Annotated in this window: 11 protein-coding genes and 2 pseudogenes; 4 read left to right on the top strand and 9 right to left on the bottom strand. The window is 67.4% G+C overall.

The window, feature by feature from the left end; translation table 11 throughout:
* Positions 1-31 precede the first annotated feature (31 nt).
* The 4 genes and pseudogenes from pdxA to SVA_RS17715 all read right to left on the bottom strand — a co-directional run bounded on the left by pdxA (position 32) and on the right by SVA_RS17715 (position 4,578).
* Positions 32-1,009: a 4-hydroxythreonine-4-phosphate dehydrogenase PdxA gene (gene pdxA, locus SVA_RS17725; protein ID WP_096462471.1), complete on the bottom strand. Its 978-nt coding sequence runs from the start codon at positions 1,007-1,009 to the stop codon at positions 32-34.
* A 25-nt stretch (positions 1,010-1,034) separates the two neighbouring features.
* Positions 1,035-1,880: a peptidylprolyl isomerase gene (locus SVA_RS17720; protein WP_420823896.1), complete on the bottom strand. Its 846-nt coding sequence runs from the start codon at positions 1,878-1,880 to the stop codon at positions 1,035-1,037.
* A gap of 36 nt (positions 1,881-1,916) precedes the next feature.
* Positions 1,917-2,267 (bottom strand): annotated as a pseudogene (locus SVA_RS20530) (SurA N-terminal domain-containing protein); the annotation flags it as partial.
* Between the two features lie 112 nt (positions 2,268-2,379).
* The gene (locus tag SVA_RS17715; RefSeq protein ID WP_169924167.1) at positions 2,380-4,578 is read right to left on the bottom strand and encodes an LPS-assembly protein LptD; all 2,199 of its coding nucleotides are present in this window, start codon (positions 4,576-4,578) and stop codon (positions 2,380-2,382) included.
* An 85-nt stretch (positions 4,579-4,663) separates the two neighbouring features.
* Between SVA_RS17715 and SVA_RS17710 the strand changes: the two genes are divergently transcribed.
* Positions 4,664-5,650: an aminoglycoside phosphotransferase family protein gene (locus SVA_RS17710; protein WP_096462468.1), complete on the top strand. Its 987-nt coding sequence runs from the start codon at positions 4,664-4,666 to the stop codon at positions 5,648-5,650.
* Positions 5,647-6,312, top strand: a complete 666-nt coding sequence (murU, locus tag SVA_RS17705; RefSeq protein ID WP_096462467.1) for an N-acetylmuramate alpha-1-phosphate uridylyltransferase MurU — start codon at positions 5,647-5,649, stop codon at positions 6,310-6,312. The genes SVA_RS17710 and murU overlap by 4 nt, the downstream gene beginning before the upstream one ends.
* A gap of 981 nt (positions 6,313-7,293) precedes the next feature.
* On the opposite strand, the gene SVA_RS17700 is transcribed toward murU, so the two are convergent.
* The 5 genes and pseudogenes from SVA_RS17700 to SVA_RS20525 all read right to left on the bottom strand — a co-directional run.
* A complete protein-coding gene (locus SVA_RS17700) occupies positions 7,294-7,983 on the bottom strand; it encodes a TSCPD domain-containing protein (RefSeq protein WP_096462466.1) in 690 nt (229 codons plus the stop codon).
* Positions 7,984-8,021: 38 nt separating this feature from the next.
* Positions 8,022-10,148, bottom strand: a complete 2,127-nt coding sequence (locus SVA_RS17695; protein WP_096462465.1) for an adenosylcobalamin-dependent ribonucleoside-diphosphate reductase — start codon at positions 10,146-10,148, stop codon at positions 8,022-8,024.
* A gap of 176 nt (positions 10,149-10,324) precedes the next feature.
* Complete coding sequence (locus tag SVA_RS17690) at positions 10,325-11,881, bottom strand: bifunctional aminoglycoside phosphotransferase/ATP-binding protein (RefSeq protein WP_096462464.1); 1,557 nt, start codon at positions 11,879-11,881, stop codon at positions 10,325-10,327.
* Between the two features lie 15 nt (positions 11,882-11,896).
* Entirely contained in the window at positions 11,897-12,829 is a 933-nt protein-coding gene (locus tag SVA_RS17685; RefSeq protein ID WP_096462463.1) for a carbohydrate kinase family protein, read from the bottom strand.
* 236 nt (positions 12,830-13,065) lie between these two features.
* Positions 13,066-13,407 (bottom strand): annotated as a pseudogene (locus SVA_RS20525) (nitric oxide reductase activation protein NorD); the annotation flags it as partial.
* Between the two features lie 45 nt (positions 13,408-13,452).
* On the opposite strand from SVA_RS20525, the gene SVA_RS17675 reads away from it, so the two are divergent.
* Complete coding sequence (locus SVA_RS17675; protein WP_148665547.1) at positions 13,453-13,782, top strand: hypothetical protein; 330 nt, start codon at positions 13,453-13,455, stop codon at positions 13,780-13,782.
* A complete protein-coding gene (locus tag SVA_RS17670) occupies positions 13,779-14,717 on the top strand; it encodes a hydrogen peroxide-inducible genes activator (RefSeq protein ID WP_096462461.1) in 939 nt (312 codons plus the stop codon). Before SVA_RS17675 ends, SVA_RS17670 begins: the two co-directional genes overlap by 4 nt.
* Positions 14,718-14,914: the final 197 nt, after the last annotated feature.

Raw genomic sequence — 14,914 nt, 5'->3', positions numbered from 1 at the left:
GAAGCGCGACCGCGCCGCCGTCCCCCGGCGTTTATCCGCGTTCATGTGCAGCCCTGACCATCTTCAGCGCTGCTTGCACCGCCGCATACAGGCTGGAAGGATCGGCACGACCCGTCCCGGCGAGCTCGAGCGCGGTACCGTGGTCGACCGACGTGCGGGGAAAGGGAAGTCCGAGGGTGATATTGACCGCATGCGCGAAATCGTGGTGTTTGAGGACCGGCAGACCCTGGTCGTGGTACATCGCGAGCACGGCGTCGACACCTTCGAGCTGCTGCGGGATGAACGCGGTGTCGGCGGGAAGCGGCCCCCGCAACCTCAGGCCCTGCGCGCGCAGCCGGTCGAGCGCAGGTCCGATCACCTCCGTCTCCTCGCTACCCAGGTGCCCGGACTCCCCCGCGTGGGGATTGAGACCGCAGACGGCGATCACGGGGTCGGCAAGGCCGAAGCGGCGGACGAGGTCACGGTGGAGCACGCGGATCACACGCTCGAGCCGCTCGCGCGTGATGTGCCGGCTCACCTCTCGGAGCGGGAGATGCGTGGTGGCGAGCGCCACGCGCAGGCCCGGGCACGCGAGCATCATCACGGGCTCCGCCCCACAGCGGTCGCCCAGGAGCTCGGTGTGTCCCGTGAACGCGATTCCCGCGTCGTTAATGGCCCCCTTGTGCACCGGTCCCGTCACGAGGGCGTCGAACTCGCGGGCGAGGCAGCCGTCGATCGCCTGCTCGAGCGTCGCGACCACGTATGCCGCGTTGCCGGGGTCCAGTCGACCGGCGGCGACCGGATGTGCCGCCGACACGGGAAGCACGTAGTGGCCGGGCGTCGCCAGCGCCCGTCCGCGCCACGGGGAGTATGCGAACGAACGTCCGAGGAGCTGCGCGCGGGCGGCGATTACCGCCGGGTCGCCGACGTAGACAAGGCAGGCGTCCGTCTCGCGGGCGGCCAGGCCGACGCAGACGTCCGGCCCGATGCCGGCAGGCTCGCCGGGTGTGACTGCGATCACGGCGGGCATGGGTAAGGGTCCCGATGCCGGGGGTTCAGTTCACCTCGTCGAGCAGATACTCGACGTAGGCCTCGTCCCGGAGCTGACGCACCCACTGCGCGTAGCGATCGTCCGCCTTGCGCGCGTGGATCTGGCTGCGGGCCGCCTGGCGGGCGCGCTCCTCGCTCACGTCCTGCTGCCGGCGCCCCAGGACCTGGATCAGGTGCAGGCCGAAGGGGGTCTGGACGGGGTCCGACAGCTGGTTGGTCGCGAGACCGTTCATCGCCCCTTCGAACTCCGGCACGAGCTGCTTCGGCGCGACCCAGCCGAGATCGCCGCCCTTGGCGGCCGAGACGGTGTCCTCCGAGTACGTGCGCGCCAGCTCGCCGAAATCCTCGCCGGCGGCGATCCGGTCGCGAAGCTCTTCCAGCTTGCTGCGCGCCTCTGCCGCCGACTGGATCTCGCTCGGCTTCAGGAGGATGTGGCGCACGTGCGTCTGCGTCACGGCCTGAGCCCCTTCCTTCCCCCGGCGGTCGTTCAGCTTGAGGATGTGAAAGCCGTTGGGACCACGCAGTACCCCGCTGATCTCGCCCGGCTGCATGCGTTCGAGCGCGGCGACGAACAGTTCGGGCAGCTGCCCGCTGTTCCGCCAGCCGATGCTGCCACCCTTGAGCGCGTCCGGCCCCTGCGAATAACTGACGGCGGCCTGGCCGAAATCGCCGCCTTCCCGCAGCTCGCGCAGTACCTGATCCGCGCGCGCCTTCGCCTGACGGACCTGCTCGGTCGCGGCGGTCTCGGGTACCGCGATGTAGATGTGCGAAATGTTGTATTCCTCCTCGGCCCGCGTGCGCTGCTGTTCGCCCTCGAGCAGATTCGCCACCTCGCTCTCGGTGACGGTCACACGGCTCGTGATCTCCCGGTCCACCAGCTGCTGAATCAGGATCTGGTTCTTGACCTGCTCCCGGTAGGCGGCGCGGTCCAGGCCTTCCCGCGTGACGGTCGCGTAGAGCTTCTCCACCGTCATCTTGTTCCGGGAGGCGATCGTTTCCAGGGCGTTGTCGACGTCCTGGTCCGTCACGTGGATGCCGGTCTGCGAGGCGAGCTGCACCTGCACGCGCTCGATGATCATGCGCTCGAGCAGCTGCCGGCGAAGCACGTCGTCCGGCGGCAGTCGGATCTGCTGGCTGGCCAGGCTGCGCCTGGTCTCGTCGAGGCGCGCATCGAGCTCGGTCTCGGTGATCACGTCGTTGTTGACGACCGCAACGATGCGGTCGACGTCGAGCACCGGCGGGGGCGCGGCGACGGCCGGGGCGGCGAGCAGGAACAGGAGCGGGAAGGCGCGCAGGCGCATGAGCGGGACCTCGAAGGCCGAGAGGATAACCGAACGCCAGGCCCGTGGGCTAGGGCATGGGGAAGCCGAAAAGACCCTGCGCCAGCGGACTTTCCGGTGCGGCGCCGAGGCGCGCGAGACCCGACAGCTCGAGCTCGAAGAGGATCCGGTTGCGCTGCTCGGTGAGCTCGCCGCTCGCGTCGCTCGACTGGGTGAGCCGGCGCGCGAGGAATATCCGCGCGGCCCAGCAGCAGGCGTTGTACTCGAGCCCCGCGTAGCTCTCCACGTTCTGGCTGTCGAGCAGCGAGTAGAGCGAGCGCGCCCTCAGGGTCCACCGGCCGCCGAGCGGCCATTCGGTGGAGACGTCCAGCTGCTCGACCTGGTCGCGGATGTACCGGTGCCCGATGTTGAGTATGCGATCACGCCCGGGCTGGTACTGGAGGTAATAGCTGGAACGCCGGACCGCGTCGTCCTCCGTGCCCCATTGCACGGTCGCGCGCGCGTGCCAGTTGGCGACGAGCCAGGCCACGGCCTCCGCCGCCAGATCCGAGGCGTCCGGCTCGAGCACGGCAGGCGGCACGTTCACGTCGAGCTCGTCGAAGTAGTAGATGCGCCCGATGCTCGCGCGCAGACGCTCGGTGCCGTCCCGCTCGTCGATGAAGCGGGTGGTGAGCGCCGCGGTCAGCTGGTTGGCGTCCCCGATCCGGTCGCCGCCGAGAAAGCGGTTGGTGCGGAACAGGTTGGCGAAGGTGAAGTCCGGCAGGCTGGTGTCGAACTGGGGGAGGTCGTCCTGCCGGCGGTCCGGCACGTAAAGGTAGAACAGGCGCGGCTCCAGCGTGTGGGTGTAGGCAGCCGCGCCCCAGGCGGCCTCGCGTTCGAAGTAGAGACCGGTGTCGAGCGCGGCGAAGGGCGCCGACACCGAGGGCCGTTCCTCGGGGGCGTCTTCCAGCGAGTAACCGATGTAGCGTGCGCCGACCTGCGGGGTGAAGAAACCGTACGGGCGGGTGAGGGGCATGCGCAGCGATGGCGCGGCGTTGGCCCGCCACCCCGTCACCCCGGAATCGCGGTGAAAATTGACGAGCTCGCCCTCGAAACGGGGCTCGAACCAGTCGTCCGGGCCCGCCGGTAACAGACCGGCGAGGGTGAGCTGGGGCAGCCTGGCGTAGGGGTCGACCGTCAGCGTGCGGTCCACCGTCTGGTAGTCGGTCGCCCGCGCCGCGAAGCGCCAGACCGGCCCGCCGTACGCGATCTCGGCGATCTGCGGCAGGTGGGTCGCGCTGGTCAGACCGAGCGTGTTCCCGAAGTCGCTCAAGTAATCCTCGTCCGAGACGCGCTGCAGGTCGAGCCGTGCGCCCCAGCGGGGCGCCAGCATCTGGTTGTGCGTGTATCGCACGAACGCGCGGTCGGTATCCGTGAGGTCGTCGCTCGGGAGGTAGTCCGCGTTCAACTGTCCGTAGAGACCGTGACCCAGGTAACGGAACTCGCTTTGCAGCTGAAGCCCGCGGTCCGTGAACAGCCGGGGAGTGAGGGTGGCGTCGTAGTTCGGCGCGAGATTGAAATAGTAGGGCGCGCCGATCACGAGGCCCAGATCCCCGGCGTAGCCGATTTCAGGCAGGAGGAAGCCGCTCTTGCGCTCGTCCGATATAGGGAAGCTCAGGTAGGGCAGGTAAAACAACGGCACGCCCTTGAAGGCAAGCGTCGCGTGCCGTGCCGTTCCGATGTCCTCGGCGGTATCGAGCTCGAGGGTGCGCGACCGCAGGAACCAGTCGTCCTGGCCCTCGGGGCACGTCGTGAATCGCACGCCGGAAAGCACCGTGCGGTCGGGGCCCGCGAACTCGATCTCCTGTGCGTCTCCGCGACCCAGGTCCTGGGGGAGCCGGTAGGTGCCGGGACCGGTCCGACCTTCGCGCCGATCGAGCACCAGCTCGGCCTCGTCGACCTCGAAGCGCGCGCCGTCGGGTTCGGTCAGCGTCACGTCCCCGGAACCGCTCACGCGCTGGTTCGCGCTGTCGTATCGCAGGTGCTCCCCCGTGATCCGTCGTCCGCCGCGCTCGACTTCCGCGTCACCGACGAGCTCGCTGACATCGGGGCCTTCGCTGCGCATCTCGTCGGCCCGCGCATGGGTCGGCGCGTCCGGGGATGGGGGCGGTGCAGCGGGACGGGGTGCCGTCGGTCGGTCGGCGGGGCAGTCGGGTGCAGTGGCCTGAGCGAGCACGGACGTGGCCGCCGCTCCGAGCAAGGCGCCCAGGACGAGGCGGGCAGCCCTCATCGACATGGAGCGGCGGGGAGGCATCGTTTTGTGATGTTTCGGGTAAGTTTGCATACAATGCGCGTGCCATCAAGCTTTCGACACCGTGACCCCCGATTCCCGTCTCGAAGCGCTGACCCGCTGGGTCGGCGACGCGTTGCCAGGCCGCGGCGAGCTGACCCCGGCCTCGGTCGACGCCAGCTTCCGGCGCTACTTTCGGGTGCAAACGGACGACGGCACCTGTATCGCCGTGGATGCGCCGCCCGAGCGCGAGGACTGCGGCCGCTATGTGCGCGTCGCGCGCGCGTTTCGCGCTCTGGGACTCCATGTGCCGGAGATCCTGGCCGCGGATCTGGCGCAGGGGTTCCTGCTCGTGACCGACCTCGGCCGCCGCCCGTACCTCGACGCCCTCAACGAGGAGACCGTCGAACGGCTCTACGGCGATGCGCTGGGCGCGCTCATCGTGTTGCAGGCAGGAAGCCGGGTCGAACCCGGACTCCTGCCTCCTTATGACGCGGCGCTGCTCGAGCGCGAGCTCGCGATCTTTCCCGAGTGGTATGTCGGGAGGCACCTGGGTCGCGAGCTGACCACCGCCCAGCGCTCCGGCCTCTCGCGCGTGTTCGATCGGCTGGTCGCCTCGGCCCTGGAGCAGCCGCGGGTGTGGGTCCACCGCGATTACCACTCGCGCAACCTGATGGTCACGGCAAGTAACAACCCCGGCATCCTCGACTTCCAGGACGCCGTCGAAGGGCCGGTCACCTACGACGTCGTCTCGCTGCTGCGCGACTGCTACATCGCCTGGCCGCGCGAGCGCGTGGAGGATTGGGCCAAGGGCTACTACGAGCTGGGCGTGCAGTCGGGCGTCCCCGTCGGCGAGAGCGAGGAGCAGTTTCTGGAATGGTTCGACCTCATGGGCGTACAGCGTCACCTCAAGGCCGCCGGCATCTTCGCGCGGCTGCTTCACCGTGACGGGAAGCCCGGTTACCTGGCGGACGTGCCGCGGACGCTCGGTTACGTCCGCGAGGTGAGTGCCCGCTATCCGGCCCTGAGGCCGCTGGCGGTGCTGCTCGGGGAGCTCGCGGGGCCCCCGTGAGAGCGATGATCCTGGCTGCCGGTCGGGGAGAGCGTATGCGTCCCCTGACGGATACCACCCCCAAGCCGCTGCTCGAGGCGGGCGGTAAATCCCTCATCGTGCACCTCATCGAATCGCTCGCCCGGGCCGGGTTTCGCGACCTCGTGATCAATCATGCCCATCTGGGCGAGCAGCTCGAGCAAGCGCTCGGCGACGGCATGCGCTTCGGTGTCCGTATCACGTACTCGCCGGAAGGGGAGCACGCCCTGGAGACGGGGGGAGGGATCCGCCAGGCGCTGTCCCGGCTCGACGATCCCTTCCTTGTCGTGAACGGCGATATCTGGACCGACTTCCGGTTCGAGAGCCTGCCACGAACGATTGCCGGACTCGCTCATCTGATCCTGGTCGACAACCCCGCCCACCATCCGATCGGCGACTTCGCCCTGCGGGGCGGCATCGTCGGCGTCGACGCGGGGACACGCCTGACCTACTCGGGCATAGGCGTTTATCGCTCCGCGCTCTTCTCCGGTCTTGCGGCCGGGCGATTTCCGCTCGCTCCGCTGCTGCGCGCCGCCGCCGCGCGGGGGGAGGTAACCGGCGAGCACTACACCGGCCGATGGACCGACGTGGGCACGCCGGATCGCCTGCGCGCCCTCGATCAGATGCTGCGCGGCTTCGCCTGATCGACGGGCCCCGGCCTGCGAGCGACTCGCCGGCGTTGCCGAGGTCCGCGAAGCACAGGCTGTTCCTGCCGGAGACGGGAAGCTGTGGGAACGGCCGGCGCATTCGCCTGGCGGTGCTACTTGGCCGTCGGTCGCGAGACGACGAGGGCCGGCGCCGGGCCGCTCTCAGCCGAGAAATATGAGGACATTCAGGAGCTTATTTTCGGCCTAGGTGTTCCGGCCGCTTGGGGGGAAAATACGCCTGCGGGTTCCGCCGCCCGGTGGCAGGCGGGGCTTTGTGGTTAAGGGTGATAAAAAACCGGTAGCACCGCGCCGGACAGGGGTTTGGGCGATGCTACCGGCTCATTCGCTGCGAGGCGGGTCGAGTCATCCGTAGGCTGCTGCCCCGCGGGCCTCGAGCGGCGGATTACCCGCACGCTCCGCAACCCGCCGGATGATTCCGCCCCGTCGCGTTACTTCTTCTTCTTCGCTGCTTTCTTCTTAGCTTTCTTGGCCTTTTTCTTCGCTGCCATGATGAGCTCCTGTTGGGTTGTGGTTAAGGGAACAGGGGCCGGGCCCCTGCGGTACTGCTCTGGGCGCAAAAGAAAAGACAGCCCGCGGCTGTCTTCGGATGACATTCGGTCGAGGAGGGGAGGGAGACACGGCTCGGTGACGACATCTTGGCAGCCGCCTGCCGCCGCGCAATTGCGCGGTAGTTCTTCTCTGTTGTTGAACTTCGCAATCGATCCAAAATCTGCGTCGACCTCGTCTTGTTTTCCTTCCGTCGCCGCGTGACCCGCAATCTCTTCGTATCGTGGCGTCGTTTCGCTGCGCGACGGGCGACATCCATGTCAAAGTTCAACTGATCTTTAGCATATCTCCCTTGTGTGTCAAGACATTAATAGAAGAAAAATAAAATTGCAAACCCTTTTTGAAATTTTTTGTCGCGACACGCCATCGCGACGACGCATCACGCGCGCCGTTCGCGCGTGATGCGTTCGCTCATCCGCACTTCGAGTCGCCGCAGCTGAGGCAGGTCATGCACCCGTCCATCATCACGACCGCCTTCATCGAGCACTTGCTGCAGAGCTGCGCTTCGGCGGGAAAGGCCGAGGTCTCGCCGCTCTCGCTGCGCTCGCGCTCGACTGCGCGCGCCTTCACCTCGGCGCGCTTCTGCTCGAGAAACTGCTTGCGATGGGTGTCCATCTCCTCGGTCGGGATGAGCCCGATGGTCTTCAGGTGGCGTTCGATGACGTCCCCCAGCTCGGCCACGAGCGAAGGGGTGTAGCGGCCCTTTTTGAAGTAGCCGCCGCGGGGGTCGAACACGCTGTGCAGCTCCTCCACCAGGAACGTGACGTCGCCTCCCTTGCGGAACACGGCCGAGATGACCCGGGTCAGCGCGACGACCCACTGGAAATGCGCCATGTCCTTCGAGTTGATGAAGATCTCGAAGGGACGGCGCTTCTCGTGGGGGGTGCCCTCGTTGAGCAGGATGTCGTTGATGGTCACGTACAGCGCGTGCTCGGTCAGGGGGGTCTTGATCTTGTAGGTCGAGCCGAGCAGCGTCTCCGGGCGCTCGAGCTTCTCGTGCATGTGCACGACGTTGCTCGTCTCCCGCTTCGGCTCCGCGGCCGGCTCGTCGTTCTTGACGACCTCGTAGCCCGTGATGCGCTCTTCGATCTTGATCGCCATTTCTCTATTCCTCCGTTCTCTACCCTCGGGGCATCGGCCTAGAACCGGCCGTAATAGCCTTCCTTGAGGGCGTCGTAAAGGTTGGCGGCGGTATGCGTCTCGCCGTCGTACTCGATCTCGTCGTTGCCTTTGGCCTCGATCACCCGGCCGTCCGCGAGGGCGAACCGGTAGGTCGTGTTCTCGAGGTCCTTCTCCTTGACCAGCACGCCCTGGAAGGCCGCGGGGTTGAACCGGAAGGTCGTGCAACCCTTCAGGCCCTTGTCGTAGGCGTACATGTAGATGTCCTTGAACTCCTCGTAGGGAAAGTCCGTGGGGACATTGGCCGTCTTGGAGATCGAGGAGTCCACCCATTTCTGCGCGGCCGCCTGGATGTCGACGTGCTCGCGGGGCGAGATGTCGTCCGCGGTGACGAAGTACTCGGGCAGCCGGTCGCGCGGGCTCTCGGCGTCCGGGGAGGCCTTGGGGTTCATGAGCGTGCGGTAGGCCAGGAGCTCGTAGGAGAACACCTCGACCTTCTCCTTGGTCTTGCGGCCCTCGCGGATCACGTTCCGGGAGTACATGTGGGCGAAGGAGGGCTCGATGCCGTTACTCGCATTGTTGGCGAGCGAAAGCGAGATGGTGCCGGTCGGGGCGATGGACGTATGGTGCGTGAAGCGACAGCCGACCTCGGCGAAGCGCTCCGTCAGTTCACGGTCGAACTGCTGCATGTACCGGCTGTAGCGCGCGAGCAGCACCCGCCCCGGCACCTTGTCGCCGACCTTGTAGCCGTCGCGGCGCATCTCCGGACGCCGGGCGAGCATCTCCTCGGTCACGGTGAATTCGTCCGCCATGATCGGGGCGGGGCCCTTCTCCTCGGCCAGCTCGATGCCGATCTCCCAGCCCACCTCGGCCATCTCGCGGGCGACCCTCTCCGTGAACTCGAGCGACTCCGGGGAACCGTAGCGCATGCGCAACATGGTGAGGGTCGAGCCCAGGCCGAGGAAGCCCATGCCGTGACGACGCTTGTAGGTGATCTCGTGGCGCTGCTGCTCGAGCGGCAGGCCGTTGATCTCGACCACGTTGTCGAGCATGCGCGTGAACACACCGACGACTTCGCGGTAGCGGTCCCAGTTGAACCGCGCCTGCTCGGTGAACGGCGCCTCGACGAACTTGGTCAGGTTCACAGACCCGAGCAGGCAGGATCCGTAGGCCGGCAGGGGCTGCTCGCCGCACGGGTTGGTCGCGCGGATGTTCTCGCAGAACCAGTTGTTGTTCATCTCGTTGATGCGGTCGACGAGGATGAACCCCGGCTCCGCGTAGTCATAGGTGGAGGCCATGATCAGGTCCCAGAGCCGGCGGGCCGGCAGGCTCTTGTAGACCTTGCACGCCACCCTGCCCACCGAGTCCACGATGTAACCCTCGGTCCGGGGCCAGTAACGCCAGACGATCCGGCTTTCCGGATCCTCGTACTCGTGCTGGCTCGCCGGGAACACCAGGTCCCAGGGCCCGTTGTTCTTGACGGCCTGCATGAACTCGTCGGTGATGAGGCACGAGAGATTGAACTGCCGAAGCCGGCCGTCCTCGCGCTTGGCGCGGATGAAGTCAGCGACGTCCGGATGCGAGATGTCGAAGGTGCCCATCTGGGCGCCCCGCCGGCCGCCGGCGGAGGACACCGTGAAGCACATGGCGTCGAAGATATCCATAAAAGAGAGGGGGCCGGAGGTATAGGCTCCGGCCCCGCTCACAAACGCCCCTTTGGGGCGGAGGGTAGAGAACTCGTAGCCGATCCCGCAGCCGGCCTTGAGGGTGAGACCCGCTTCGTGGACCGAGCGCAGGATACCGTCCATCGAGTCGGGAACGGTGCGCGAGACGGTGCAGTTGATCGTGGACGTGGCCGGCTTGTGCTCCTGCGCCCCGGCGTTCGAGATGATGCGCCCGCCCGGGATCGCTCCGTTCTGCAGCGCCCAGACGAAGCGCCCGAACCAGTGCTCCCGCTTCTCCGGAGTGGCCTCGACGTCCGCAAGCGCCCGCGCGACCCGGGCGTACGTGGCCCCCATGTCCTGGTCAATGACCTCGCCGGACTTGGTTTTCAGCCGGTACTTCTTGTCCCAGATATCGAGGGAAGCGGGTTGGAAGGGGATCTCAACGGGAGCGGACTCGACAGCCTGCAGCTGAACTGCCTTCATTCACGTCCTCCGAATTTCGTGGTGGTGGGCTCGTCCCTGCGCGCCCTGGTTATCTTATTAAGCGATCTTCCCGACCTGACACTACATATTGGGTCGGGAAGGCAAATTATACCCAAGGTTTAGTGCTGTCAAGGATTGCGCTTATCTATATATAGGGTGCGCTGATGAGGGGATCTTTATAAGAAGCGGGACAGAGGTGCGGACGGCGCCAATGCTTCCTGCGGCTTTCGCCCGTCGATGACGACCGCTTCTCCCTCCTCGGGCAGGAGGGGCTCCCGTGTCGCGAGCTGGCGCGCGAGGACCGCGAGCCCCGCCTCCGAGGCATCCGTCCCCGCCCGCTCCCGGCGGCCGACCCGCTCCCTCAGGAGGTCCTCGGGCGCGACCACATCCAGGATCACGAACGGGGCCCCGAGGTCCGAAGCAACCTTTCTCAGGCGATCGCGCTGCGCCCGTTCGAGGAAGGCGGCGTCGACGACCACCGGGTATCCGGCCCGCAGCACGTGCTGCGCGAGCTCCGCCAGACGCGCGTAGGTGCGCCCGCTCGCGTCCGCAGAGTAAAGGCCCCGATCGACGCCGGACCCGGAGCGCGCGAGCGGGGCGAGGCCGTGCAGCCGCTTGCGTTCCACGTCGCTCCGCAACCGGATGACGTCGAAGCGCTCGAGGAAGATCTGGGTGAAGTACGTCTTTCCCGAGCCCGACAGCCCGTGGGTGATGAAGAGGGGTGTCGCGCGCGAGCGCGTGTAGCGTTCGGCCAGCGCGGCATATCCGTCGTAATCGCCGTACGCCCGGTCGCGTTCCGGGTCCTTCGGGCCGGCCTGCGACAGCCGAATGGCGGCCACTTTGGCGCGAACCAGGGCGCGGTACACGCGGTAGAAACGCAGCACGGACAGGCCCTCGTAGTCGCCGGTGATCTCGAGATACGCGTTGAGCGCCCGCGGGGCGAGATCGGGGCGGCCCCGGTCGTCGAGGTCCATGACCAGAAAGGCGATCTCGCTCATGACGTCGATCCAGCGCAGGTTCTCGCTGAACTCGATGCAATCGAAGAGCGTCACGTGCCCATCGAGCCAGGCCATGTTCCCCAGGTGGCAGTCGCCGTGGCATTCCCGGATGTGACCCCGAAACTTCCGGTTCTCCAGCATCGGACGGAGATCGTCGTAATGCAGCTCGGTCCATCGCTCGAGCAGCCGCCGCCGGGAGAGATCGGCGTCGCCCAGGCGCGCGCGAAGCTGCTCGAAGTTCTGGCGCATCGGCTCCACCACGCGCTCCGGGGCGCCGAACGGCTTGTCGTAACCCGCCACCGCCGCCTGCCCGTGGAATGCCGCCAGGCTGGCGGCGAGCGCGTCGATGTGCTCCGCCCGCAGCTGGCCACGGGCGAGCATCCGGTCGAGCTGCGCGTCCGGAGGGAACTGGCGCATCCGCACGGCGTACTCGACGGTCTCGCCCTCGCCGTCGAAACGCGGGTCCGCGGGCGAGCCGGTGATGCGCGCGACGCCGAGGTAGAGCTCGGGGGCGAGACGGCGGTTCAGCCGCACCTCTTCCTCGCAGTAGTGCCTCCGCTTCTCCAGTGTGCTGAAGTCGAGGAAGCCGAGGTCGACCGGCTTCTTGATCTTGTAGGCGAGAGAGCCGGTCAGGAGGACCCAGGAGATGTGCGTCTCGACCACGCGCACCTCGCTCGTCCCCGGTGCATGGCGGGCCGGATCGGTGAGCGCACGTATGAGGGGAGGCAGCGCCACGTCCCCGTCCCGTCGCTAGAGCGCGTAGCCGAAGCTTTCCTTGAAGCGCGCGTCGAACTCCGGCCGGGTGAACCGGTGGTTCTGCGTGCCGTAATGCTCGACCTTGAGCGCCCCCATGAGCGACGCGATTCGGCCCGTCGTCGGCCAGTCGAGCCCCTGCATGAGCCCGTAGAGCAGCCCGGCGCGGTAGGCGTCACCGCATCCGGTCGGATCCTTGACCGAGCGCGGCGTGGCGGCAGGGACCTCGATCACCTCGCCGTCCGTGTAGACCTGCGAACCCTTGGCGCCGAGCGTGACGACGATGGCCTCGCAGTCCCGGGCGAGCTCCTCGATCGAGCGCTGCGTGCGCTCCCGCAAGAGCTGCGCCTCGTAGTCGTTCACCGTGACCCAGCGGGCCTGGCGCACGAAGGTCTTGAGCTCATCGCCGTCGAAGAGAATCAGGCCCTGCCCCGGGTCGAAGATGAACGGGGTCCCCGCCTCGGCGAACTCGCGCGCGTGCTGCAGCATCCCTTCGCGTCCGTCCGGCGAGACGGTGCCGATCGTGATCCCGCCGGCATCGGAGACCCGTGCGGCGTGCGAGTGGTTCATGGCGCCGGGGTGGAAGGCGGTGATCTGGTTGTCCTCCATGTCGGTCGTGATGAACGCCTGCGCGGTGTAGGTCTCTTCGATCACCTTGACGTGCTTCCGGCTGATCCCGCACCGGTCCATCCACTCGGCGTAGGGCCCGAAGTCCTTGCCGACGGTGCCGAGCGGCAGCGGGTCCCCACCGAGGAGCCGGAGATTGTAGGCGATGTTCCCGGCGCAGCCGCCGAACTCGCGGCGCATCTCGGGGACCTGGAACGAGACATTCAGGATGTGGACCTGGTCCGGAAGAATGTGGCGCCGGAAGAGGTCGCGGAAAACCATGATGGTGTCGTAAGCAAACGAGCCGCAGATGAGCGCCGACATGGAGAACCTTTCTTGTTGGGGCGCGCAAGCCGCGCGCGCCCGCATTGTGGCAAGAAACGGAAGTACCCGGGAAGGGTGACGCGCCGAGGGGGGCCGTGAATCGATGCTCTCGAGTCGTTGCGGACGCAGCTCAGATCCCGCGGATGCTCGGGACGCCGTCGGACGCGGAGCCCGGCTCGAGCGCGGCGCGGGCTCGCTTCGCCCCTCGCAACGTCGATCGATGCCGGACCCCTGAGCGTCAGCCGCCGATAGATGTCGGAGACCTTGAGCGGCAGCCGGCGCACGTCGTCGACCAGCGCGTAGTTCACGTGGCCGTACATGTGCGGCAGGTAGTCGCGCGCCTCGGTGTCGATGGTGATGCAGAAGGGGTGGATGCCCGTGTGCTTCGCCTCGAGCAGCGCCTGGCGCGTGTCCTCGATGCCGTACTCGCCGCGGTAGCCGTCGTAGTCGTCGGGCTTGCCGTCGGACAGCGTGATCAGGAGCTTCGTGCGCGCCTCGATGTCCGCGAAGAGCCGCGTCATGTGCCGGATGACCACGCCCATGCGCGTGTAGTCCTGCGGGCGCATGCCGGCGATGCGCCGGGCGTACGTCCTCGGATCGCCTCGCGCGAAGGCAAGGCGAACGTGGTGCGCTCGCACGATTTCCTGTGCAACAGCCATGGCGTGCAGATGATCAGGGACGACATCGAGAAGGAGGGCGTGAATCACGTCGTGATCGCCGCCTGCTCGCGCTGCGCGAAGACCGACGCGTTCGGCTTCGACGGCATCGCGCTATCGCGTGCCGCGTCGATCGGCAGCGAACAGAAAGCCCGCGCGAGCGGGCTTTCTGCTTTCCGGGGCCCTCCTTTTTTGCTGCGCGTCCGCCCGCTTGCCGCCCCCCGGGCGCCCCGGCCAGAATGGCTCCGTGTCCGGCTCCCCCAATTACGGCAGCGCGACCGAAGGACCGCTTCGTGACGCTCACTGAACTGCGCTACCTCGTCGCGCTCGCGCGCGAGCGGCACTTCGGCCGCGCCGCCGAAGCCTGCTTCGTCAGCCAGCCGACCTTGAGCGTCGCCGTGAAGAAGGTCGAGGAGGAGCTCGGGGTGGCGCTCTTTGAGCGGGCCAAGAACGAAGTCAACGTCACGCCCGTCGGCACGCGCATCGTAGAGCAGGCGGCGCGCGTGCTCGGGGAGATGGAGCGCGTGAAGGAAATCGCCGCGGAGGCGCGCGATCCCCTGAGCGGGCCGCTGCGTCTGGGCGCGATCTACACCGTCGGCCCGTACCTCCTGCCCCATCTCGTGCCGATCCTGCACGGCGCGGCGCCGAAGATGCCCCTCGTGATCGAGGAGAACTACACGGCGCGCCTGCGCGAGCGCCTCGCGCAGAACGCGCTCGACGCGATCATCGTCTCGCTGCCCTTCGAGGAACCGGGGGTCGTATCCCTGCCGCTCTACGAGGAGCCGTTCGTGGTGATGCTGCCGGCCGAGCATGCCTGGCACGAACGAGAGAGCGTCGGCGTCGATGAGCTGACGACCCAGAATCTGCTCCTGCTCGGGGCCGGGCATTGTTTCCGCGATCAGGTGCTGACGGCGTGCCCGGATTGCGACCGCGTCGTGCTCACCGAAGGCGGGCTGCAGAAGACGGTGGAAGGAAGCTCGCTCGAGACCATCCGCCACATGGTCGCCTCGGGCATGGGCATCACGGTGGTGCCCGTGACGGCAGCGGCCACCGGCGCCTACGCGCCGGGTGTCGTGGTCACGCGGCCGTTCCGCGAGCCGGTGCCCCGCCGGCGTGTCGCGCTCGCCTGGCGGGTCAGCTTCCCTCGCCCGCAGGCCATCGAGGCGCTGCGCCAGGCGATCCGCGCCTGCGCGCTTCCCGGCGTCACTCTGCTCGGCGGTCCCTCGGCCTGACTCCGCTGCGTGTCCGGCCGATAGCGCGTCGCTATTGGCCCCATGGCGACATTCAATTAGAGGTCGCCGCCACCTCTCCGTACTCTTTCCCCGAGCCCGCACCGGAACGACTTTGATCGGTATCAAGGTCGCGCCACCAGGAGAACGCCATTCTCCCCGTGCGTGGAAGCAATTCAACTGAACATGGAGAGAACATC

The organism is Sulfurifustis variabilis (assembly GCF_002355415.1).
Taxonomy (GTDB): Bacteria; Pseudomonadota; Gammaproteobacteria; order Acidiferrobacterales; family Sulfurifustaceae; genus Sulfurifustis; species Sulfurifustis variabilis.
This window is presented reverse-complemented; position numbering and strand designations above follow the sequence as displayed.